Here is a 21,168-nt window from a genome sequence, read left to right on the forward strand (position 1 = left end):
CGGACCTCAGCTCCGGGACGCCTCCGGCCGGGGTGCGGCGGCGGGCTCCAGCCGGACCACGATCCCCTTCGACGTCGGCTGGTTGCTCTTGTCGGCCACGCTCTCCAGCGGCACCAGGACGTTGGTCTCCGGGTAGTAGGCGGCGGCACAGCCGCGCGTGGTCGGGTACGGCACCACGCGGAAACCCGCGGCGCGGCGCTCGGCGTTGTCCTGCCACACACCGACCAGGTCGACGTACTGCCCCTCGGCGAGGCCGAGACCGGTGATGTCCTCCGGGTTGACGAGCACCACCCGCCGGCTGCCGTGGATGCCCCGGTAGCGGTCGTTCGACGTGTAGGGCACCGTGTTCCACTGGTCGTGCGAGCGCATGGTCTGCAGCAACAGGTGCCCTTCGGGGGCGTGCAGCATCTCCCAGGCGTTCCGGGTGAACAGCGCCTTCCCCACGGCGTTGTGATAGACGCCCTCGTTGACCGGGTTCGGCAGCTGGATGCCGCCGGGACGTGTCACACGCCGGTTGAAGTCGTGCAGCCCGGGGACGACGCGGGAGATGCGGTCGCGGATCGTGCCGTAGTCGGCCTCGAACTCCTCCCACGGGATGTCGGCCCTCGCCTTGCCGAGGGTGCGGCGGGCGAGCCGGCACAGAATGGCGACCTCGCTGAGCAGCAGGGGAGACGCGGGCTGGAGACGGCCGCGGGAGGTGTGCACCTCGCTCATCGAGTTCTCCACGGTGACGAACTGCTCCCCGTCGGCCTGGATGTCCCGTTCGGTGCGACCCAGGGTCGGCAGGATGAGCGCGGTCTCGCCGCAGACGGTGTGCGAACGGTTGAGTTTGGTGGAGATGTGGGCGGTCGTACGGCAGCCGCGCATGGCCTCCTCGGTGACCTCGCTGTCCGGGGCGGCGCGGACGAAATTGCCGGCCAGTGCCAGGAAGAACTTGATGCGGCCTTCGCGCATCGCCTTGATCGAGTCGACGGAGTCCAGTCCGTGGGCGCGCGGCGGATCGAAGCCGAACTCCTCCCGGAGCGCGTCGAGGAAGTCGTCCGGCATCTGTTCCCAGATGCCCATGGTGCGGTCGCCCTGCACGTTGCTGTGCCCGCGCACCGGGCAGGCGCCGGTGCCGGCCCGGCCGAGGTTGCCGCGCAGCAGCAGGAAGTTCACGATCTCCCGGATGGTGGGGACGGCGTGCTTGTGCTGCGTGATCCCCATCGCCCAGCAGACGATGACGCGGTCGCTGCGCAGCACCTCGTCCCGGACCTGCTCGATCTCCTCGCGCGTCAGTCCGGTCGCGGCGAGGATGTCCTTCCACTCGATGGTGCGGGCGTGCTGGGCGAACTCCTCGAAGCCCTCGGTGTCGGACTCGATGAAGTCGTGGGCGAGCACCTGGCCCGGCCGGGCGTCCTCGGCCTCCAGCAGCAGCCGGTTGATCCCCTGGAACAGCGCGAGGTCGCCGCCGTTGCGGATGTGGAGGAACCGGTCGGCGATCCCGACCCCCTGCCCGATCACCCCGCGGGGCTTCTGCGGGTTCTTGAACCTCAGCAGGCCGGCTTCCGGCAGCGGGTTCACCGCGATGACACGGGCACCGTTGCGCTTGGCCTCCTCGAGTGCGGACAGCTGCCGGGGGTGGTTGCTTCCGGGATTCTGCCCCACCAGGAAGATCAGGTCGGCGTGGTGGAGGTCGTCGAGGCTGACCGTTCCCTTGCCGGTGCCCAGGGTCTCGTGCAGGGCGAACCCGCTGGACTCGTGGCACATGTTGCTGCAGTCGGGCAGGTTGTTGGTGCCCAGGGCCCTGGCGAACAGCTGGAAGACGAACGCGGCCTCGTTGCCGGCCCGGCCGGAGGTGTAGAACACGGCCTCGTCGGGGGAGTCGAGCGACGTCAGCTCCGAGGCGAGCAGGCCGAGGGCGTCGTGCCAGCTGATGGGCTCGTAATGGTCGGATCCCGGCCGCTTGACCACCGGTTCGGTGAGCCGCCCCTGCTGGTTCAGCCACGCGTCGGAGCGCCGGCCCAGCTCGGACACCGAGTACGTGCGGAAGAAGTCGGCGGTGATGCGCCGCGTCGTCGCCTCGTCGTTGATGTGCTTGGCGCCGTTCTCGCAGTACTCGTTGCGGTGCCGGTTGCCCGGTGCGGGGTCCGCCCAGGCACAGCCGGGACAGTCGATGCCGCCCACCTGGTTCATGGCCAGCAGTGTGTGCCCGGCGTTACGGGGGGAGGTCTCCTCCAGGGAGTACTCCACCGCATGGACCACCGCGGGCACACCCGCGGCCCACTTCTTGGGCGGGGTCACGGTCAGTGCCTCGGTCGGCTCGTCGCCGGGGGCCTTCTTCATCAGGTTGCCTCTTCCTCACGCTGCCGCCGGGGCGCAGGTCAGCCGACGGGCCAGCGGGCCACCCGACTCCTGCGCGGCTTGGGTTCCTCGGGCCGCACCCGCCCGTCGCGGATGGTTCCCCGCCAGGCCCCGGTCTCTTCTCCCAGGCCCTCGATGTACTCCTTGAAATGCCGCAGCTCGTCCCGCACGACACGGTCGGCCAGCCCGGGGACACCGGCGAGCACGCCGGTGACGCCGCGCGGCTCGATGCGGATCCGCACGGTCATCTCCGTGCCGCCCGCCGCGGTGGGCCGGAACGTCACCTCGCCCCGGTGGGCGGGATGCCGCTCGAGACTTCGCCAGACCACGTGCGAGTCCGGTTCCTGCTCCACGATCTCGGCCTGGAACTCACGGCGCACCGGTCCGGCCGCGACGGTCCACGTGGTCAGGGCCGGCCTGACCTGGTCGACCTTCTTCACCACCGTCATGAACCGGGGGAAGACCGTGAACTGCGTCCACTGGTTGTACGCGGTACTCACCGGAACCGCGATCCCGATCGTTTCCTCAACGCTGTGCATGACCCACCCATCGTCAGCCGCCGCTCGCCCCAGTCTCACCGCACGCCCGGCCGGTCGCCACACGTCGGCCCGCACGCAGCCGGCCGCCGGGGCCGCGCGGCCGGCCCGCTCCGCCGGGCGTCCGACTACCCCTCACGCAGGGCGCCTAACGCAGGGCGCCTCACGCAGGGCGCCTCACGCGAGGCGAGTGGCGACCGGGCGACGAGGCTGCCTTCGCGGACAGGACCGACACCGACGGGTCCCCCCCGCCGGACTGCGTAATCTCAGGCCACGGCGGGCACCCGTCACCGATGACCTCGGCTGATTTCCTGTTCGCCCTGCTCGGAGCGGGTGCGCTGGGGGCGGCGGTGCTGCCCCGTCTGGTGGCCGGCCGGCCGCTGTCGGCGCCGCTCGTGTTCCTGGCCTGCGGTGGCATCCTGCCCTTTCTGCCCTTGCCCCTGCCGGACATCGACCCCGTCGGTGACCGAACATGGGTGGAGCACCTCACCGAGATCTGCGTCATCGTCTCGCTGATGGGGGCGGGGCTCGCCCTGAACCGGCCCTTCGGCCGCCGCCGGTGGAGCGCCACCTGGCGGCTGCTCGGCATCACGATGCCCCTGACCGTCGCGGCGACGGCGCTCCTCGCCCGGGGACTGCTGGACTGGCCGCCGGCCGCCGCACTGCTCCTCGCCGCCGTGCTCGTACCCACCGACCCGGTGCTCGCCTCGGAGGTCCGGGTCGGTGCGCCCACCGACTCCGAGCACGACGAGGACGAGGTGCGGTTCGCACTGACCAGCGAGGCGGGACTCAACGACGGGCTGGCCTTCCCCCTGGTCGCGGCAGCGATGGCGCTGGCTGCCACAGCCGGTACGGGGATGTCCGGGGGCTGGGTCGGGCACTGGCTGCTGGTCGACCTCCTGTACAAGTGCGCCATGGGCGTGGCCTGCGGCCTGGCCGTGGGAGCGCTGCTGGGCTGGCTGTTCTTCCGTGCCGGCCGGCGGACGATGCGGTTGTCCGAGCACGGCGAGGGCTTCGTGGCCCTGGGAGCCACGTTCCTGGCCTACGGTCTGACCGAAGTCGCCCACGGCTACGGCTTCCTGGCCGTGTTCGTCACCGCCTGCCGCCTGCGGTCCGCCGAACGCGCCCACGGCTACCACACGGTGATGCACGACTTCGTGGAACAGGTCGAGCGTCTTCTGACCGCCGGCCTGCTCCTGCTGCTCGGCGCCTGCCTCGGGCAGGGGGGCCTGTCCGAGCTGACCTGGCAAGGAGTCCTCGTCAGCCTGTCGCTGCTGTTCGTCATCCGCCCCCTGACCGGCTGGCTCGCCCAGCTCGGCTCGGCCGCGGGACCCCGTGAACGCCTGGTGACCGCCTTCTTCGGCATCCGCGGCATCGGCTCGCTCTTCTACCTCTCCTACGCGCTCGGCACGCAGACGTTCCACGTCCCGGCCGGGGAACTGTGGGCGGTGGTGGCCTTCACCGTCCTCGTCTCCGTCGTCCTGCACGGGATCACGGCCTCGCCCGTCATCTCCCGGCTGGACCGGCTGCGCCTGCTCCGGGCGAAGCGGGACCCCGCCACGGGACCTGAACCGGACGAGGTCGACATCGCGAGTCAGCGGCTGTGAGCGAGCGGGAGCACCGGTTCGGCCTGTACGGCGCCCTCAACGTGCTGTTCTTCGTGATCACCGGTGTGCTCGGCGGCGTTCTCCTGGCGGCGATGCGGCAGCAGGACTCGTTCGACCCGCGCTCGCGCCCGGCGGCGTCGGCCTTCCGCTCGTGTCGGGCGTGGGCCCGGCACTGACCGAGCGTGAGCCCCTGCCCAGAAGGCGGGGTCGGGGATGCGTTGCCTTGTCCGGTCGCGCGGGCCGGGCCGTGGGCGCCGGCGGGAGGGTCAGAGGCGGATGACCACGAGTGCGGTGTCGTCGGTGTTGCCGCTGGAGGGGAGCAGGTCGGTCAGGAGGCCGTCCGCCAGGATCTCGGGGTCGGCCTGCCCGTGGCGGGCCAGGGAGTCGGCGAGCCGGGCGAGACCGGTGCAGATGTCCTCGGTCCGGCGTTCGACGAGGCCGTCGGTGTACAGGACGAGCGTGGCGCCCTCGGCGAAGGGGACGGCTGCCTCGGAGCGTAGGACGTGCTCGGGACTCACGCCCAGCGGAGGGTCGGTGGCCCGGTCGAGGAAGGTCACTGTCCCGTCGGGGGAGAGCAGGGCGGGCGGCGGGTGGCCCGCGCAGCTGTAGGTGAGGGTGCGGCTGTCCCAGTCGATGAACGTCTTCGCCACGGTGGTCGATTCGGCGCCGTCGACGGAGCGGGCGTAGAGGCCGAGGGCTTCCAGGGCCTGGGCCGGACCGTCGGCGACCCGGGCGGCCGCGCTCAGCGCGCTGCGCAGCTGGCCCATGACACAGGCGGCGGCGAGCCCGTGGCCCACGACATCCCCGACGGCCACCGCGATGCGGTCCCCGGGCAGGGCGACCAGGTCGTACCAGTCGCCGCAGACGTTCAGGCCACCGATCGCGGGACGGTAGCGCACGGCCGTCCGGTGATGCCCGACCGGGTCCGGAGCGGGCAGCATCGCCGCTTGCAGGGTCAGGGCCACCTCCCGTTCCCGGGCGTGCGCCCTGCGCAGGCGCTCATTGAGTTCCTGCAGTTCACGGGCGCGGGTGTAGAGCTCGGCCTCGAGCACCCGGGCCCGGTCGCTGTCGCCGCGGCCGCCACGGGCGCGGATGAGTTCGGTGACCTCCTCCACCCGGTGGACGATCAGGACCACTTCGCCGTCGGGGCCGAGGAGCGGCGCGTTGACCGGGCTCCAGAAGTGTTCCTCCCAGTGGCCGGGCCGCCCCGGATCCTCGATGTCGTAACGGAGCAGCGCCATGGTGTCGCGCTCGCCCGTCTCCAGCACGCGCACCATCGACTTCCGCGTCTCCCGCATGCCGGCGGCGGCCGGTTCACCAGGGTTCTCCGGGAACACGTCGAAGATGTAGCGGCCGAGCAGCTGCTCGCGGGAGCGCCCGGTCAGCTGGGCGAAGTCCTCGTTGACGTCGGCGTACGCCAGATCGGGGGTGAGCAGCGCCACCATGCCGGGAAGGGCCCGGAACACCGCCGCGTAGTCGATCCGCGGTCCATTCATGCGCTGCCGCCTCGACGCCGCCCGTCACCACGTGTGCGGTTCCACGATAGTTCGCGCCTGCCGTCCGAGCTCGGGCACTGCTCCGTCCGGGGTCGGCAGGCACCTGCCCCGCACGATCACCGAGGCTCTCGACGTCGCCTGACGGATCGGACCGGGGTGCGCCCGCAGTACGCCCCCCGGTCCCGCGGGTCAGCGGTACGCGCGTCACCGGACGGGCCGTCCGCACCGGCCCTGCCGTGCCCCGATCGTGACCGGCACCGCGGCACCGCGGCACCGCGGCACCGGGCGGCACTGCGGCCCTGTGCCACGCCGCCTGACCGCCGCGCCTGACCGCCGCGCCGGGCCGGCGGTCGTGCCGCCCGGCGCCTCACCCGTCGGCGGGCCGCCCCCTGCCCGGCACCGGGTCGGCCGGGGAGGGGGCGGCCAGGTCGAGGAGCCGGTCGGTCAGGACGCCGAACCGGTGACCGAGCCTGCGGACTTCGTGACGTGGTAGGTGACCGTGGTGCCGCTCCAGAAGTGGAAGGTCAGCGTCACCGGTGCGCCGTCGCGCAACGCGTTCAGGAAGTCGGCGGTCAGGACGATCCTGCCGCCGGGGTAGTCCGGGGAGAAGGCCCGGTTGAACTCCTGGAACGGGGTCCAGTCGGTCTGGCCGGCGTTGCCGCCGTCGGCGTACCTGGCCTCCATGGTCGCCAGACTGTCACCGCGGAACCGGGCGGGGACGGCGAAGGAGCCGGTGGTGCCGGTCGCGCCCGACAGCACCGGGGTGTCGTGGGTGATGACGTCTATCTGCCAGGGGACGCCGCGGGAGAACCTGGCCCGCAGCGTCGCGTTGACCCCGTGCGCCCGATCACCGACCAGCCGGGTGAGCGCGGTCGCGGTCAGCGTGAGCCGGCTGCCGGAGACGGTGTAGTCCCTGCCGTACGACAGCGGGGTGCCGCCCTGCCACAGGCCCTGGAAGCCGGTGCCGTTCAGGTTCAGGGTGAGCGTCCGCGCCGTGATCGGGGCGGACTTCGGCACGTACACCGTGTCGGAGGAGGCGGTGCCCGAGCGTGTGGTCCAGCTGGACTTGATCAGCTCCATCATGCCCGGGTCCCGCCACTGCAGCGTGTTGCGGTTCACGAACGAACCGGCGTCCCACAGAGCGGTGGTGATCCCGCCGAGGCGTGCCTGGTGGCCCAGGTCCTCGAAGTACTTCAACGCCTCACCGCGCTCGACGGCGTCGGGGCGGGTGTAGTCGGGGTAGCTGAGCAGGCCGTACTCGCCGAGGTAGACCGGAATGCCCTTGGCGACGAACAGGTCGCGCATGCGGGTGAAGGCGTCCGTCATGTCCTTCTGGGCGGTGGCGTCGTACCGGGTGCCGCCGGCGATGTTCACGCTGAACGGCCAGTAGCCGTAGTAGTGCACGGTGGCGACCAGGTTGCTGTCGTGCAGCGCGCTCATCGTGGTGGACAGGTCGTCCATGAGGTTCTGGGAGGGTGTGCAGCCCTCCGTGGGCAGCACGAGCAGGCGGTCGCCGTTCCCGCCGCCCGAGGAGCGGACGACGGTGTGGAAGGAGGTGTTCAGCTCGCGCAGGAGCTGGGCCTTCTGCGCCTCGGTCGCGTTGTTGAAGACGGGTTCGTTCACGCTCTCGAAGAGCAGGGTGCGCGGCGCGTCCCGGAACGTGGCGGAGATCTGGGCCCAGGTCGCGTCGAAGCGGGCGAGCACCCCGTCGTGGTCGGCGGGCATGTCCGCGATCCACTGCCACGAGTCGTGGTGGACGTTGAGCACGACGTACAGGCCGTCCGCGAGCGCCCAGTCGACCACCTGCTCGACACGGTTCATGAAGGTGGCGTCGATGGTGTAGGGCGCGGTGGCGGACTGGTGGTCCTTCCAGGTCACCGGGATGCGGACGCTGCGGAAACCCTTCGCACGGACGGTGTCGAACAGTTCCTCGGTGACGGGCGGGTTGCCCCAGGACGTCTCGTCGGGGATGGCGTCCAGGGTGTTGCCGAGGTTCCAGCTGGGCTGCATCGCGGCCACGGCGTCCACGGCGGCGGCCGCGGCCTTCGGCCGCTCCGACTGCGCCGGGTCGCCGGTCGCTGCGAGCGAGGTGCCGCCCGACAGTCCCACGATGACCAGCACCGTCAGCAGTAGTCCTGCCAGGCGTCCGGGGCCGCGGCTGCGACGGTGCGCGGCGTTCCGTATGTCCTTCACGTGTCGTCCCTTTCGGTGGATGGTGCCTTTCGGTCGAGTGCTGCCTTTCGGTCGGGCAGGGCCTCTTCGGTCGAGTGGCGCCGATCTGCAGGCGGTGCCCCGGGCCGGATGTCCGGCGATCCGGTCCGTGACGGCTGGGCGGGCGAGCAGGAGGGCGGGCAGGTGAGCCGACGGGTCGGCGGCCGGGCGGGCGGGCGGCGACAAGGTGCCGGCCGCCCGCCGCACCCGCCGGTACGGGTCCGCGGGCTGACGCGTGCGGCTCAGCGATCGAGGGGCTCGTAGTCGAACCAGTCGAAGTGGACGGTGCCTGCCGCGGCGTACATGCCGAGGACCCGGCCGCTGAAGCCGCCTGCGACCTCGGTCGACAGGTAGCGGCCGTCGAGCGTCGCGAGCACGGTGAAGGTGCCGTCGGGCTCCTCGACGCCGAGGGAGACGACGTCGGGTCCGGTGACCGGCCCGTGCGGGGGCGGCGTCTCCGTGATCGTGAGGCCGAGAACCACGGGCCCGGCGGGCACGGGGTGCGTGGCCACGACCGTGCGCAGGGAGCCGACGCGCGCGATCACCCGGACCTCGGTGCCGGACGCCTCGATCGCGTAGTGGTGCCGCTCGTCCAGCCGGACGGCGAGCCCGCCGCGCCCCTGCGCGGGGTCGGCCAGGGTGCGCGCCCGGCACGCCAGGTGCTGCTGGCGCCGGCCGGTGAACACCACGTCCGGCTCGTCCAGGGAGCCGCCCCGTGCGCGGAGCGTCAGCCATCCGGGGCGCTCCTCGGTGGTGCAGTGCTCGGCGGGCCGGTCCCGCAGGGAGATCCAGGAGGGCCGCAGTCCGCTCGGCTCGAAGTCGTCCCGGTGCTCCTCGGCGGGCCCGGGGGACAGGGGCCACGGGAGCGTGGCCGGGTCCGGTGCGACCTCGCCGACGACCGGCCAGCCGTCCACCCACGTCACGGGCGCCAGGAAGGTCTCGCGGCCGAGCACGTGCCAGCCGGGGGTGCCGCCGCGCGGTCGTACGCCGAGCAGGACCATCCACCAGGAGCCGTCGGGGCCCTGGACCAGGTCGGCGTGTCCGGTGTTCTGCACGGGGTGGTCGGTGCTCCGGTGGGTGAGGACCGGGTTGGCCGGGCACGGCTCGAACGGACCGTCTGGCGTGCGGCCCCGGGCGATCGACACGCCGTGGCCGCGCTCGGTGCCGCCCTCGGCGATGAGCAGGTACCAGTGGTCGCCGAGCCGGTACAGGTGCGGCGCCTCCGGGGCCTTCGCGCCGGGTGTGCCGGACCACAGTCCGTGCGGTGTCCCGTACGTCCGTCCGGTGGAGGGGTCGATACGGACCTGGGCGATCCCGGCGAACGTGCACCAGCAGGTGCCGTCCTCCTCCCAGGCCAGGTCGGGATCGATGCCCGGCACGCCCGGCACCCGTACGGGATCGGACCAGGGGCCGGCGGGATCGGTGGCCGTGACGATCAGGTTGCCGCCGCCTTCGCTCACATTGGTGACCATCAGCCAGAAGCGGCCGTCGTGGTGGCGCAGGGTCGGGGCGTAGACCCCGCCGGAGGACGGCATGCCGGCCGGCAGCCGCAGTTGCTCCGGCCGGTCCAGGGCGTTGCCGATCTGCGTCCAGTGCACCAGGTCGCGACTGTGGAAGACGGGTACGCCGGGGAAGTACTCGAAACTGGAGCAGGCGAGGTAGTAGTCGTCTCCGACGCGGCAGACGCTCGGGTCGGGGTGGAAGCCGGGGATCACGGGCTCGCCCGGGCGGGCGGCCGGGTGCTGGAGGGGGACCTCCGCGTCGTCGCGGCTTCCACGGTTCAACTGGTGACTCATTGCGGCGGCCCTACCCTGGGGTGAGTGTCGAAGCGCTTCACTTGATGGCAGGCGAACGTAGCGGATCTGTTTCTCGGGAAACAAGAGCCATAACGGCTAGAAACTTTCGCCGCCTGAGGCATTGCCGATCCGTCGGGACGGTGGCAGCGTCGATGCGCTTCGACAGATGGGGTGCGTTCGTCCGGACACCCCCTCGCCCGCTCCGGCCCCACCGTGGGGCCGGGACGGACGTCCTGCGTCCCGGACCCGGTGCGGCCCGGCTGTCCGGCGGCACGTCACAGGGTGTCGAGCTCCTGCCCGGCGGGGATGTCCTCGCGGTGCAGGAAGGTGGCCAGCAGGTCGCCGACGGGATGGCCGGCCTCGGCGGGGTGGCGGAGGGCGACGCTGGGGTCGATGGTGTAGCGGTTGCGGCGGCCGACGCGGGTGCGGGTGAGGTATCCGGCCGCTTCGAGGTCGGCGACGATGAACTGCACGGCGCGTTCGGTGATGCCGATGGCGTCGGCGACGTCCCGCAGGCGGGACTCGGGATCACGGGCGAGGGTGATCAGGACACGGGCGTGATTGGTCAGGAACGTCCACTGGTCACCGCGCGCGGAGGATTGAGTCATGGCCTTCATCATACGAAGCGGGCTTCGTCTGGCCAATATTTTTTCACGAAAAAACATTGACGAAAAACCGTTGACGAAAAAATTTTCGTGTAACTCTTGACCGGTGTCGGGTGGCCGGGTGACGCTGAACACACCCCCGCCATCGCTCCGGCCCGCCGAAGGGAGCCATTCGATGAATGACCTGTCGTTCACCGTCCCGCTGTGGATGTGGGCCGCAGTCACCCTCGTCATCGCCGTCATGCTCGCCGTCGACCTCCTCGCCCACCGGGACGACCACGTGATCGGCTTCAGGGAAGCGGCGATCTGGTCCGGAGTGTGGATCGCCATCGGTCTCGCCTTCGGGCTGGTCCTCCTGGCCTGGCAGGGCGGCGAGGTCTCCTCGACCTACTACGCCGGCTACCTCATCGAGAAGGCGCTGTCCATCGACAACGTCTTCGTCTTCGCGCTGGTCTTCTCCTTCTTCGCCGTCCCCGACGCCTACCAGCACAAAGTCCTGTTCTGGGGCGTCATCAGCGCCCTGATCCTCCGGCTGGCGTTCATCTTCGTCGGCGCCGAGCTGCTGCAGCTGTTCTTCTGGACCGCCTACCTGTTCGGCGCGTTCCTGATCTGGACCGGCTACAAGATGGCCGTCTCCAAGGACGCGGAAGTCCACCCGGACCGCAACATCGTCGTCCGCCTGGTCAAGAAGATCATCCCCACCGACACCCGCTACCACGGCAGCCGGTTCTTCACGAGGACCGGCGGGCGGCGGGTGGCCACCCTGCTGTTCGTGGCGCTGGTCGCGATCGAGGCCACCGACCTGATCTTCGCCGTCGACTCCGTCGCCGCCATCCTCGCGATCACCACCAACACCTTCCTGGTGTGGACCGCCAACGCCTTCGCCGTTCTGGGCCTGCGCAGCCTGTACTTCTGCCTGGCCGGACTCCTGCGCCGCTTCGCCTACCTCCACTACGGGCTCGCGGTCCTGCTCGCCTTCGCCGGCGTCAAGCTCATCCTGTCCGAGACCCCCGTCGGCAAGCTGCCCATCCCCCTCACCCTCGGCGTCATCGTCGTCACCATCACCGTCTCCATCGCCTGGTCCCTCATCGCCACCCGGGGCGACCGCGGTGACTCCGACGGCGGCACCACGGCCGGAACCGACGGGACCGCGGGCGCCGAACCCGCCACCAACCCGCACCACCCGGACACGGCGTCATGAGCACCCCGACTCCTTGACGCCGTCGGAGGAGCGCCTCCGTGCGATGCGGCCCCGCCCCGTCGCACGCGGCGCTCCCCGATCGCCGTACGGCCATGACGACCGGTCTTCCCTCCCCGCAGCCCATGCCCTCCCGTCCCGACCGACGGGACGGAACGGAACGGGAGGGTGCCGCCGCCCCGCGCCCGCGCCCGCCGCGGGCCGTTCCGGCTTCCGGCCCCCTGCGACCGGCGGCGGCTCCCGTCCCCCTGCGGTCGTTGCCGGTCCCCGACGGTCCCTGGTCGGCGTACGCCGGTTCGCCGGCGCTGCCCGGACGGGCGCCGACGGCGGCGGGACGGCCGGTGCGGGCAGGACCCGGTCAGGTCCCGCCCGCACGGCTGCGCGGGTTCCGGCTCACCGCCGCCGCCGTGGCGGTGGGGATCGTCGTCGCGCATCTGATGGCCACCGCGCCCCCGCCGCTTCTCTGGCACCCGGTGACACCGAGTGACGCCGAGTGACGCCGGGCACGGCGCTCAGACCCGGCCCGTGACCGTCACCGTGACCCGCGTGGCGGGCCGTTCGGGCGCCAGGGCGTCCAAGCGGTTCTCGACGCGGGCCCGGACGGCGCGGGCCACGTCCACGGGCCTGGCCTGCCTCAGGACGACGACCTCGATCTCGACGTGCCAGGAGCCCGCGCCGTCCTCCCGGGTCATCCGCACTCCCGCGGACGGGGTCCTGCCGGAGCGCGGCGCCGGCCGGGACAGCGCGGAGCGCAGCCGATCGGCCAGGCCCGGCCTGAGGAAGGCGACACCCGCCACGTCCTCCACGACCCGGGCGACGTCCTCCACGAGCGTCGCGTGCGGGGTGCCTGCGTGGTGCCCGGTCATGGGGTGGGGCCTTCCTGCTCGTCGTCGGAGGGGGCGAGGACGACGTCGGTGACGTGGATGTCCACCACCGTGACGACCACGCCCAGTTCCCGGTCCGCGGCCTCCCGTACCCGCTCACGCACCAGCTCGGTGATCTCCGGCAGGGGAGGGCCGGCCGGGACGCGGACGTCCAGGCGGACCTCGACGGCTCCCGCGGCGCCGTCGGTGGACAGACGGCAGGAGCCGGCCCGCACGCCGGAGACAGTCTCGGCTGCCGCACGCACCGCACGGGCTGCGACCGCCTCCATGATCCACAGGTCCTCCCCGGGCTCCCCCAGGGGCAGCGGGCGTCCCGGACGCAGCTCGAGTCGTACGACGTCCATGACGCGCCGCGTCAGCGGCTCGGCGTCATGGGCGGCAGCGTCCGCGGCCTCCGCACGCAGACCGCGCACCGCGGTCTCCAGCAGGTCGAGTCCGCGCACGGCCTCCCCGCAGTGCGGACAGGACCGCAGGTGGGCCTCGTCGGCCCGCCGTTCCCAGTCGTCCCAGGTTCGCGACAGAAGCCGCCCGCACGGCAGGAGCTCGTCTCCGGCGTCGGCGGACGTGCTGTTCGGCGGATCGGTGTGGGCGGTCATCGCCAGGCCCCCATGGCTTGTGTCAGACAACGGCGTGCGCGGAAGACGCGGGCACGGACGGCTTCCTGGCTGATGCCGACCGTGTCCGAGATGAACTCGTAGGAGCGGCCGTCGAGTTCCCGCAGCACCCAGCACGCCCGCTGTTCGGGCGACAGCAGGTCGAAGGCCTCCCGCAACTCGCGGACCGCGTCACGGGCTTCCGTGATGCGGGCGGGCGACGTGGTGTGCTCGGCCGCCGCCACGTCGCCCGCCGCCTCCAAGGGAGCCACGGGCCGACGGGCTCGCAGCACGTTCAGGCAGCGGTTGGTGACGATGCGGTACATCCAGGTGCCGAAGGAGGAGCGGCCCTGGAATTCGGGAAGCCGCCGCCAGGCGCTGATGAACGCGTCCTGCACGGCGTCCTCCGCCTCGCTGCCGGTCCCGAGGAGGCTGGTGGCCAGCCGGATCAGCGCCGGAGCATGCCGCTGCACGAGCACGGCGAACGCGTCCTCGTCCCCCTCCGCGGCACGCACGGCGAACAGGGCGTCGTCCGTGGCGTCCCTGGTGTCTGGTGGTGCGCTCTGTGTGCGGGCCCCCGCCACTGGGCGGCTCCTCTCGTCCGTCTCTCCACGAGGTTGGACAGCCCGGAGGCGTCCTTGTTACGGAGCACTTCGGGGCCTGGGCCCCGCACGGACGCCGGACCGGGAGGAAACATCCCCTTGATCTCGGTCCTCGCCGGTCCGCGCGTGCTCCGGGCCCGGACTCCCGGAGCGAGGAAGAGGAGCAGCACCGACCGCGTGACGGACGGCCGACGGCTCCCGGGCCGGGAGCCCCGGACTTTGCGCCCGGCCCTTTTTCTCCGAACCCGCGTCACGGATCCGGCCGGAGCGGGTCCACTCAAGTGAGAACGACCGGCAGCCGTAACGAGAGGGATGTGCCATGACCACGACCACGCAAGCCGCACCCACCGCCAAGGACGTCACCACGTCCCGGACCGGCGGTGCGCCGCAGACGACGACGGCCGTCTCCGGTGGCAGGGCGGGAGCCGACCAGCCGGCCGCGAACCGGGGCAGGACGTCGATCGCCGACGTCGTCGTCGTGAAGGTGGCCGGGATCGCCGCCCGGGAGATCCCCGGCGTGTACGACATGGGCGGCGGTCTGTCGCGCACCATCGGCGCCGTGCGCGACCGCGTGCCCGGCGGGCGCCCCAACGTGGGACGCGGCGTGAAGGTCGAGGTGGGCGAACGGCAGACGGCGATCGACCTGGACCTCGTCGTGGAGTACGGCGTGCCCGTCATGGACGTGGCCCGTGACGTGCGGGAGAACGTCATCTCGGCCGTGGAGCGCATCACCGGACTGGAGGTGGTCGAGGTGAACGTCACGGTCAACGACGTCCGCCTGCCCGACGACGAGGACCCGGCGGTCCCGGCCGAGGCCCGCGTGGAGTAGACGCGCCCGGCGGAGAGACCGACAGGAGCGGATCCGGTGAGAGGTGGATCGGGATGAGCACCCCGTACATGGGAATGATCGCGGGCATGGCCCTGGCGTTCGCCGGACACTTCGGCGGGTTCGGCGCCTTCCTGCTGGTCGCCGCGCTCGGCGGCCTGGGCTGGGCGCTGGGCCGGTGGGCCGACGGCGGCGGAAACGTCCGCGACGTGCGGGACGCGTTCGAACGGAGCCGTCGATGACCGCCCCCGAACAGCGGGGCGTCACCGTCGTCTCGGACCGGGCGGTGCGCAGGATCGCCCGGCAGGCGGCCCTGGAGGCTCTGCCACCGGGCCGCAGTGGTCCGCCCGCGCCCCGGGTGGCGGTGTCCGTGCGCGGTGGGAGAGCCGAGCTGTCCCTCGGGGTGACGCTGCCCTGCCGGGCTCCGCTCGCCGACACGGTGAGAGACGTCCAGGAGCACGCGACGGAGCGCACCCGTCTGCTGACGGGCCTCGACGTGCCCCTGGCGCGTGTCGACGTCGCTTCGCTGACACCGTGGACGCGTGTTCCGCCCTCTCCCGCGGGCGAGACCGGTTCCCGCTCCCGTACGCCCCGGCGGTGGTGGTCCGAGCGCCGGGTGCCCGTCGCCGTGCTCACCGGAGCCGCCGCCGTGGCCTGCGGTGCGTTCGCCGCCGACCTGGTCCGGGTGCACACCACGGGACGGCCGGCCGGCGCCTGGCGGACCTGGGCCGTGCGCTGGCTCTCGGGGCACGGGCCAGGTGACCCGGCCGTCGTCGCGGCGGGCGGCCTGACCGCTGCGCTCGGCCTGTGGATGATCCTGCTCGCCCTCACTCCCGGCCGGCGCGGGCAGCGCACCGTCCGCACCTCGGCGCCGCGTGTCGAAGCGGCGGTGGACCGGGCCGCGGTGGCACGCGTGGTCCGACACGCGGCGGCGGGCGTGGAGGGCGTCACGACGGTCCGGGTACGGCTCCGGGGCCGCCGCGTCTCGGTCCGGGCCGGACTCGCGTTCGGCGACCGGGCGAGCGCGCACACCGCCGTCACGGCCGCCGCCCGGGACGTCCTCGACGCCTGCCGCCTGCGCCGCGGCCCCCGGCTGCGCGTCACGGTGACGCCCGGGCCGGTCCTGCGCAAGCCGGTTCCGGGGCCGGGCGCAGAGGGTGGGGGAGCCGCATCGGTACCGGGGTCCGGCGCACACGGCCGGCCGGCCGTGGAGGACGCCGGAACCGCGCTGGCCACGGACGCGGAGCCGGCGGCGGCCGGGACGGCGCGGAGCGTCCCGGCCGCCACGGCGTCCGCGGTCCGCGCGGAGCCGTCCGCGCGGACCGCGCCGTCCGCGCCGTCCGCGTCCGGCGGGACCACGGGAGGCGGCCGGTGACGCCGCGCCCGCGCAAGGTCCTCAACCGCATCGGTCTCTGCGTCGTCGGCCTCGGGCTCCTGGCCTCGGGCACGTGGCTGGCCGCCACGGACCGGGGCGTCGCCCCCCGCCTGCCGTCCTGGTGGCCTGCCGCCGGCAGCGGTTCCGGCGTCCTCCTCGACCGCGACCGGCTGGCACAGCTGCGCGGCGAGGCCTGGTGGACACCGACCGTCTTCGCCGTGGCGGCCGCGCTGACGCTGTTGTTCGTCTGGTGGGCTCTGGCACAGCTCCGCTTCGGCCCCGCCCGGGCAATCGCCCTGCCCACCCCGGGCGGGTCGGTGCGCCCGCAGGCGCTGGCCGAAGCGCTGTCGACGCGTGTGGCGTCCCTGCCTGGCGTGGCCCGCTGCCGTGCTCGTGTGCTGCGCCGTGCCGGAGGCCGGCTGGAGGTCGGCCTGCGGGTCTGGCTGCAACCGGACACGCCGCCCGACGCCGTGGTGGCCGCCCTGGGCGCGGTGACGGCGGAGGCCGAGGCCCTCGCCGCGCCGTACACCGTCCGCAGCCGGGTCCGGCTGAGCGCGGCGACGCTCCGCACGCACCGTGCCCGCTGACCCGGCGCCGCGGCGGCCGGCCGGCTGCGCACCTCGGCCGTCCGCGTCACCGGCCCCGTCCGCGTCACCGGCCCCGGCTGCCCGGACGGACCGCGGGCGTCCCACCGGGCCGCCGCTGCGGTTGCCGGGCCCCCGGTTTCACCCGGTACCGCCGGCCCGGTGCCGCGCGGCGGCCAGCCGGGCCTCCGCCTGGTCCAGGAGGGTGTCCAGTACGACCGGATAGGCGCTGAGGTTCATCCGGTCCGCCAGCAGGTGTGCGGTGGCGGCGATGTGCGGGTGGGTCTCGGCGGGCAGCCGGGCGTAGGTGGAGGTCCACATCCCCTCGTCCGCCCCTCTCGCCTCGTCCTTGACGGCCAGCGCGCCCGCGTCCAGGGCGGCGAAGGCCAGAGTCAGGTCGATGAACGCGTGGTAGACGCCGACGGCGTCCACGTCGCTGAAGCCGGCGCCGCGCAGGATGCCGATGATCGTCTCGTCCACCTGGATCTCCCGCGGCCGGCCCGTGACACGGCTGGCGGTCAGCAGGGCGGCCTGGGGGTGGGCGAGGTAGGAGGTGTGGACGGCCAGGCCCAGGGCGCGCAGGTCGGGGCGCCATCTCCCGGTGGCCGTCCAGCTGTCGAGGGCGCGCCCCATCAGTTCCTCGCCGATGGCACGGGTCAGGTCGTCCAGGCCGGCGAAGTACCGGTAGAGGGTGCTCGGGTCGGCCCCGAGCGCGGCGCCGAGCCGGCGTGCGGTCAGTCCGGCGCTGCCGTGCTCGCGCAGCATCCGCAGTGCCGTCCGCACGATCTGCTTCTCCGACAGCACGGTGCCGTGGCGGGTCGGCCGTCGCCTGCGCCGTTCCGCCTCCGGAACCACCTTCTTGGGCATCGCGCGCTCCCTCGGAAACCCTCGTGCCGAACCCCTTATGCCAACGCCGTAGACCTTAACCGTCGCGGTCGTGTTGCATCGGGGCGTCCCCGGGCGTTCGCCCGGGCTGTCCCGACTCTCGACGAGAACGGTGTGTGACATGCGTGTGCTTCTCGTGGGTGCGGGCGGCGTGGGAACCGCCGCCACCCGTATCGCCGCCCGCCGCGATTTCCTGACCCACATGGTCGTCGCCGACCACGACCTCGCCCGTGCCGAGGCGGCCGTGGCCGCGCTCGGCGACCAGGGGGACCGGTTCAGCGCGCACCGCCTGGACGCCTCCGACGAGACGGCCGTCAGCCGGCTCCTCGTGGCGGAAGGCTGCGAGGTCCTGCTGAACGCGACCGACCCGCGGTTCGTGATGCCGCTGTTCAACGCGGCACTCGCCGCGGGTGCGCACTACGTCGACATGGCGATGTCGCTGTCCGTACCGCACCCGACCGCCCCCTACGAACAGTGCGGGGTGAAGCTCGGCGACGAGCAGTTCGCCCTGGCCGGGGCCTGGGAGCGCGCCGACCGCCTTGCTCTGGTCGGCATGGGCGTGGAGCCGGGCCTGTCGGACGTCTTCGCCCGGTACGCGGCCGATCAACTCTTCGACGAGATCGACGAGATCGGCGTCCGCGACGGCGCGAACCTCACCGTCGAGGGCTACGACTTCGCACCCTCCTTCAGCATCTGGACCACCATCGAGGAGTGCCTCAACCCGCCCGTCGTCTACGAGAAGGGCCGCGGCTGGTTCACCACGGCACCCTTCAGCGAGCCGGAGGTCTTCGACTTCCCCGAGGGCATCGGCCCCGTGGAGTGCGTGAACGTCGAGCACGAGGAGGTGCTCCTCATGCCCCGCTGGGTGGACGCACGCCGCGTGACCTTCAAGTACGGCCTCGGCGACGACTTCATCGCCAAGCTCAAGACCCTCCACGCCCTGGGGCTCGACTCGACCGGGAAGGTCACCGTCCCCGGCACGGACGGGCCGGTCCAGGTCTCCCCGCGGGACGTGGTGGCCGCGTGTCTGCCCGACCCGGCCACGCTGGGCGACCGCATGAAGGGCAAGACCTGCGCGGGCACCTGGGTCAGGGGAACGAAGGACGGTGTCGCGCGCGAGGTGTACCTCTACCACGTCGTCGACAACGAATGGACGATGCGCGAGTACGGCTCCCAGGCCGTCGTCTGGCAGACCGCCGTCAACCCGGTGATCGCCCTCGAACTGATCGCCGACGGCAGGTGGAGGGCGAGCGGCGTCCTCGGCCCCGAGGCCCTGCCGCCCCAGCCCTTCCTCGACCTGCTCGGCGCGTACGGGACTCCGTGGGGCCTGCGCGAGGAGAACTGAACCGCCCGTTCCCCCGGCCCCCCCCAGCCGGGCGGAGACCCGGAGCGGCACGTCCCGCTCCGGGCCCCCGCCCCGAGCTCACCGCCCGGACGCCCTAGACGCGGTCCTGGAAGACGCAGTTCCACACGTGCGTGCCCGTGACGCCGCCGTCGGCGCGCACTGCTTCCAGCGTGTAGAAGTGCGTGGTCCCCCGCGCGGCCGTGGTGTCCGTGTAGGCACGGGTACCGGCCGGCAGCAGGCCGGCGTGCAGCGGCTCGTACGCCTCCGTGGCCGCGTTCCACCGGCTGATCCGGTAGCCCACGACGGTCTCGCACGCGGCCGTCCTGTCGCACCGCCAGTTGATGGACGGCCCGTCCTGGTCGGGCCCGCCGATGATGACGCCGTAGCCCGTGCCGCCGAGGTCCCAGTCCCGGGTGACCGTCACGGACGGCCGGACGTCCAGCTCGGTGGCCTCGACGGCCGTGACCCTCGGGTCGCTCGGAGGCAGCGCGTTGCCCCAGCGGTCCCGGGCGACGACCGCGTACACGTACGTCTCCCCGTCCGGCAGGTCGCCGCACAGGACCGCGAGCGGGTCGCTCGTGCCCTCCGCGCAGGAGGCGGAACCGAGCCACTTGACCGTGCCGTCGGCCTGCCGGACGCCGCTCCAGCCCACGTACTGCTTGACATCGTCCTCGGTCGAGGCCGCCCAGCTCAGCAGTATTCCGTCGGCGCGCGGGGTGGCCAGCAGGCCGGTGACCGGGCCGGGCGCGACGCGGTCGCCGGTGCGGACGACGAGCGGGGCGGACAGCGCCGACTCGTTTCCGGCCGGGTCCACCGCGGCGACCGCGTACGTCACGTATGTGTTCGCGGGCATGTCCAGGTCGTGGCAGACGCCACCGGAGCCGGTCTCGTCGCTCTCGTCGTGGTCGCAGGTCACACGGGTGAGTGCGGCCGGGTCGAGGGTCTTGCCGGGCGAGCGGTAGACGCGGTAGGTCCCGCCGTTGGAGAAGTCCTCGTCGAAGCCGTCGGGCTGCTTCCAGTACACGTCGGTGTGGCCGACCTGGGCGATGGATTCGAGCGAGGCCGGGGACTTGGGCGGCGTCCGGTCGACGCCGTCGCCGGTGACGGTGGCGTACACCGACGGGTTGCCGAACGCGTCGAGGGCGCGGACCCGGTAGTACCGGGCGGTGTTCACGGGTGCGCCGGTGCGGTACGACGTCGTGGTCGTCGCGCCCAGCAACTCGAACGGACCGGTGGCCGCGGAGGCGGCGTACACCTCGTACGTCGCGGCGTCGGCGACCTCCTGCCAGGCCAGGGTGGCCCACCACGCGTCGCCCACGACCGAGAGGCCGGTCGGTGCCGCCGGGCCCGTGCGGTCCACGGTGACCGCGGTGACGTCGAGGCTCCCGGCCGACTCGCGGCCCGCCCTGTCGACGGCGCGGACCTCGTAGAGGAAGGTCTGTCCCGTGGCGGGCGTCGCGTCCGCGAAGAACGTGGAGGTGAGCGGCGACGCGCCGCTGACCTTCGCCCACTGGGCGGTGCCCAGCCGGCGGTACACGCGGTAACCGGCGAGGTCCATCTCCTTGTTCGCGGCCCAGCGCAGGGTTGTCCGCGCGGTGTCCTCCCGGTTGTACACGGCGGTGAGGCCGCCCGGCGCGAGCGGCTTGACCGTGTCGACGGCGGCCTCGGTGCGCGGGGCGTAGGTGAAGGCGGCGAGGGCGATACCGGTCCAGGCGACGTGGTCGACGCGGATCGTGTGCCGGCCGGCCGGGAGGGTCAGGTCCACGGTCCTGCGGGCGGTGGTGGAGACGTTCTTCCACAGGTCGATCTTCCGCACGCCGTCGACGTAGACGCGCATGCCGTCCTGCGTGGCGGCGGAGAACCGGAAGGGGCCGCCGGAGCCGAAGTCCCGGGTCAGGGACCAGCGGACGGAGAAGTTGTCCTTGGGCAGCGCGACGCCGGCCGGGTCGCCGTATCCGTAGTTCTCGCTGATGGCCGAGTCGCAGGCGGTCAGCTTCGGCGTGCCGCTGAAGGTGGAGTTGCCGAAGTACTGCACCTTCCAGACGGGAGAGGCGCAGGTGACGGCCGCGAGGGCCGGCGTGGCGGTGATCAGGCCGCCGGTGGCGGCGAGGGCGGCTGTCGCGGCCAGCGCGGTCAGCCGGGTACGAGTCGACACAGGGAATGGGGCCCTTTCCGGACCAAGGGGGGACAGCTGAAACAGGTGACACCTGTGTGACCCACGAGGCGGGGACAGGGTTGCCCCGCCCCACGCACTTTTCACGGACCGTCACCAGGCGGACGAT

General features: G+C 72.7%; 20 protein-coding genes. 9 read left to right on the forward strand and 11 right to left on the reverse strand.

Translation table 11 applies throughout. From position 1 onward, the window contains the following. Positions 1-6: 6 nt before the first annotated feature. On the reverse strand, positions 7-2,325 hold the full coding sequence (locus ACIP5W_RS23890) for an FdhF/YdeP family oxidoreductase (RefSeq protein ID WP_401477026.1): 2,319 nt from the start codon (positions 2,323-2,325) through the stop codon (positions 7-9). A 38-nt stretch (positions 2,326-2,363) separates the two neighbouring features. Next, positions 2,364-2,882, reverse strand: coding sequence for an SRPBCC family protein (locus ACIP5W_RS23895; RefSeq protein WP_401477029.1), 519 nt, complete (start codon positions 2,880-2,882; stop codon positions 2,364-2,366). Between the two features lie 290 nt (positions 2,883-3,172). Here ACIP5W_RS23895 and ACIP5W_RS23900 point away from each other — a divergent pair, with 290 nt between their 5' ends. Together ACIP5W_RS23900 and ACIP5W_RS23905 are read left to right on the forward strand one after the other, a co-directional pair. Continuing rightward, a complete protein-coding gene (locus tag ACIP5W_RS23900; RefSeq protein WP_401477032.1) occupies positions 3,173-4,486 on the forward strand; it encodes a cation:proton antiporter in 1,314 nt (437 codons plus the stop codon). Continuing rightward, positions 4,483-4,662 (forward strand): hypothetical protein, encoded by a 180-nt coding sequence (locus ACIP5W_RS23905; protein ID WP_401477034.1) that lies wholly within the window; start codon positions 4,483-4,485, stop codon positions 4,660-4,662. The genes ACIP5W_RS23900 and ACIP5W_RS23905 overlap by 4 nt, the downstream gene beginning before the upstream one ends. A 90-nt stretch (positions 4,663-4,752) precedes the next feature. Here ACIP5W_RS23905 and ACIP5W_RS23910 read toward each other — a convergent pair whose 3' ends face one another. From ACIP5W_RS23910 to ACIP5W_RS23925, 4 genes are all read right to left on the reverse strand, one after another. Beyond that, positions 4,753-5,982, reverse strand: a complete 1,230-nt coding sequence (locus tag ACIP5W_RS23910) for a PP2C family protein-serine/threonine phosphatase (RefSeq protein ID WP_401477037.1) — start codon at positions 5,980-5,982, stop codon at positions 4,753-4,755. A gap of 444 nt (positions 5,983-6,426) precedes the next feature. Next, positions 6,427-8,175, reverse strand: coding sequence for a cellulase family glycosylhydrolase (locus tag ACIP5W_RS23915; protein WP_401477040.1), 1,749 nt, complete (start codon positions 8,173-8,175; stop codon positions 6,427-6,429). A gap of 260 nt (positions 8,176-8,435) precedes the next feature. Further along, on the reverse strand, positions 8,436-9,908 hold the full coding sequence (locus ACIP5W_RS23920) for a glycoside hydrolase family 43 protein (RefSeq protein ID WP_401477255.1): 1,473 nt from the start codon (positions 9,906-9,908) through the stop codon (positions 8,436-8,438). Between the two features lie 356 nt (positions 9,909-10,264). After that, entirely contained in the window at positions 10,265-10,597 is a 333-nt protein-coding gene (locus ACIP5W_RS23925) for a helix-turn-helix transcriptional regulator (RefSeq protein ID WP_401477043.1), read from the reverse strand. A gap of 172 nt (positions 10,598-10,769) precedes the next feature. On the opposite strand from ACIP5W_RS23925, the gene ACIP5W_RS23930 reads away from it, so the two are divergent. Together ACIP5W_RS23930 and ACIP5W_RS23935 are read left to right on the forward strand one after the other, a co-directional pair. Next, the gene (locus ACIP5W_RS23930) at positions 10,770-11,795 is read left to right on the forward strand and encodes a TerC family protein (protein WP_401477045.1); all 1,026 of its coding nucleotides are present in this window, start codon (positions 10,770-10,772) and stop codon (positions 11,793-11,795) included. Positions 11,796-12,133: 338 nt separating this feature from the next. Beyond that, positions 12,134-12,289 (forward strand): hypothetical protein, encoded by a 156-nt coding sequence (locus ACIP5W_RS23935; RefSeq protein WP_401477048.1) that lies wholly within the window; start codon positions 12,134-12,136, stop codon positions 12,287-12,289. Positions 12,290-12,304: 15 nt separating this feature from the next. On the opposite strand, the gene ACIP5W_RS23940 is transcribed toward ACIP5W_RS23935, so the two are convergent. Genes ACIP5W_RS23940 through ACIP5W_RS23950 form a run of 3 tightly spaced genes read right to left on the reverse strand, consistent with a single transcriptional unit; the run spans position 12,305 to position 13,853 of the window. After that, positions 12,305-12,658 (reverse strand): hypothetical protein, encoded by a 354-nt coding sequence (locus ACIP5W_RS23940; RefSeq protein WP_401477051.1) that lies wholly within the window; start codon positions 12,656-12,658, stop codon positions 12,305-12,307. Continuing rightward, positions 12,655-13,272: an Asp23/Gls24 family envelope stress response protein gene (locus ACIP5W_RS23945; RefSeq protein WP_401477054.1), complete on the reverse strand. Its 618-nt coding sequence runs from the start codon at positions 13,270-13,272 to the stop codon at positions 12,655-12,657. Before ACIP5W_RS23945 ends, ACIP5W_RS23940 begins: the two co-directional genes overlap by 4 nt. After that, positions 13,269-13,853 (reverse strand): RNA polymerase sigma factor, encoded by a 585-nt coding sequence (locus ACIP5W_RS23950; protein ID WP_401477057.1) that lies wholly within the window; start codon positions 13,851-13,853, stop codon positions 13,269-13,271. Before ACIP5W_RS23950 ends, ACIP5W_RS23945 begins: the two co-directional genes overlap by 4 nt. Before the next feature lie 337 nt (positions 13,854-14,190). Between ACIP5W_RS23950 and ACIP5W_RS23955 the strand changes: the two genes are divergently transcribed. Genes ACIP5W_RS23955 through ACIP5W_RS23970 form a run of 4 tightly spaced genes read left to right on the forward strand, consistent with a single transcriptional unit; the run spans position 14,191 to position 16,659 of the window. Next, positions 14,191-14,700, forward strand: coding sequence for an Asp23/Gls24 family envelope stress response protein (locus tag ACIP5W_RS23955; RefSeq protein WP_401477060.1), 510 nt, complete (start codon positions 14,191-14,193; stop codon positions 14,698-14,700). Between the two features lie 53 nt (positions 14,701-14,753). Further along, positions 14,754-14,939 (forward strand): hypothetical protein, encoded by a 186-nt coding sequence (locus ACIP5W_RS23960; protein WP_401477063.1) that lies wholly within the window; start codon positions 14,754-14,756, stop codon positions 14,937-14,939. Continuing rightward, a complete protein-coding gene (locus tag ACIP5W_RS23965) occupies positions 14,936-16,072 on the forward strand; it encodes a DUF6286 domain-containing Asp23/Gls24 family envelope stress response protein (protein WP_401477066.1) in 1,137 nt (378 codons plus the stop codon). Before ACIP5W_RS23960 ends, ACIP5W_RS23965 begins: the two co-directional genes overlap by 4 nt. Continuing rightward, positions 16,069-16,659: a hypothetical protein gene (locus ACIP5W_RS23970; protein ID WP_401477069.1), complete on the forward strand. Its 591-nt coding sequence runs from the start codon at positions 16,069-16,071 to the stop codon at positions 16,657-16,659. The genes ACIP5W_RS23965 and ACIP5W_RS23970 overlap by 4 nt, the downstream gene beginning before the upstream one ends. Before the next feature lie 138 nt (positions 16,660-16,797). Here the strand turns inward: ACIP5W_RS23970 and ACIP5W_RS23975 are convergent, their stop codons facing one another. Further along, positions 16,798-17,523 (reverse strand): TetR/AcrR family transcriptional regulator, encoded by a 726-nt coding sequence (locus ACIP5W_RS23975; RefSeq protein ID WP_401477072.1) that lies wholly within the window; start codon positions 17,521-17,523, stop codon positions 16,798-16,800. 139 nt (positions 17,524-17,662) lie between these two features. On the opposite strand from ACIP5W_RS23975, the gene ACIP5W_RS23980 reads away from it, so the two are divergent. After that, on the forward strand, positions 17,663-18,886 hold the full coding sequence (locus tag ACIP5W_RS23980; protein ID WP_401477075.1) for a saccharopine dehydrogenase family protein: 1,224 nt from the start codon (positions 17,663-17,665) through the stop codon (positions 18,884-18,886). Positions 18,887-18,980: 94 nt separating this feature from the next. Here the strand turns inward: ACIP5W_RS23980 and ACIP5W_RS23985 are convergent, their stop codons facing one another. Further along, positions 18,981-21,041: a PA14 domain-containing protein gene (locus ACIP5W_RS23985; protein WP_401477078.1), complete on the reverse strand. Its 2,061-nt coding sequence runs from the start codon at positions 21,039-21,041 to the stop codon at positions 18,981-18,983. Between the last annotated feature and the right edge of the window lie 127 nt (positions 21,042-21,168).

The sequence above is a fragment of the Streptomyces sp. NPDC088766 genome (assembly GCF_044750845.1).
Taxonomy (GTDB): Bacteria; Actinomycetota; Actinomycetes; order Streptomycetales; family Streptomycetaceae; genus Streptomyces.

What these genes read in the sequence shown, in the direction of transcription:
- ACIP5W_RS23890 (WP_401477026.1), bottom strand. Translation starts at nt 2,325, where the DNA reads ATGAAGAAGGCCCCCGGCGACGAGCCGACCGAGGCACTGACCGTGACC.
- ACIP5W_RS23895 (WP_401477029.1), bottom strand. Translation starts at nt 2,882, where the DNA reads ATGCACAGCGTTGAGGAAACGATCGGGATCGCGGTTCCGGTGAGTACC.
- ACIP5W_RS23900 (WP_401477032.1), top strand. Translation starts at nt 3,173, where the DNA reads ATGACCTCGGCTGATTTCCTGTTCGCCCTGCTCGGAGCGGGTGCGCTG.
- ACIP5W_RS23910 (WP_401477037.1), bottom strand. Translation starts at nt 5,982, where the DNA reads ATGAATGGACCGCGGATCGACTACGCGGCGGTGTTCCGGGCCCTTCCC.
- ACIP5W_RS23925 (WP_401477043.1), bottom strand. Translation starts at nt 10,597, where the DNA reads ATGACTCAATCCTCCGCGCGCGGTGACCAGTGGACGTTCCTGACCAAT.
- ACIP5W_RS23930 (WP_401477045.1), top strand. Translation starts at nt 10,770, where the DNA reads ATGAATGACCTGTCGTTCACCGTCCCGCTGTGGATGTGGGCCGCAGTC.
- ACIP5W_RS23940 (WP_401477051.1), bottom strand. Translation starts at nt 12,658, where the DNA reads ATGACCGGGCACCACGCAGGCACCCCGCACGCGACGCTCGTGGAGGAC.
- ACIP5W_RS23945 (WP_401477054.1), bottom strand. Translation starts at nt 13,272, where the DNA reads ATGACCGCCCACACCGATCCGCCGAACAGCACGTCCGCCGACGCCGGA.
- ACIP5W_RS23955 (WP_401477060.1), top strand. Translation starts at nt 14,191, where the DNA reads ATGACCACGACCACGCAAGCCGCACCCACCGCCAAGGACGTCACCACG.
- ACIP5W_RS23960 (WP_401477063.1), top strand. Translation starts at nt 14,754, where the DNA reads ATGAGCACCCCGTACATGGGAATGATCGCGGGCATGGCCCTGGCGTTC.
- ACIP5W_RS23965 (WP_401477066.1), top strand. Translation starts at nt 14,936, where the DNA reads ATGACCGCCCCCGAACAGCGGGGCGTCACCGTCGTCTCGGACCGGGCG.
- ACIP5W_RS23975 (WP_401477072.1), bottom strand. Translation starts at nt 17,523, where the DNA reads ATGCCCAAGAAGGTGGTTCCGGAGGCGGAACGGCGCAGGCGACGGCCG.
- ACIP5W_RS23980 (WP_401477075.1), top strand. Translation starts at nt 17,663, where the DNA reads ATGCGTGTGCTTCTCGTGGGTGCGGGCGGCGTGGGAACCGCCGCCACC.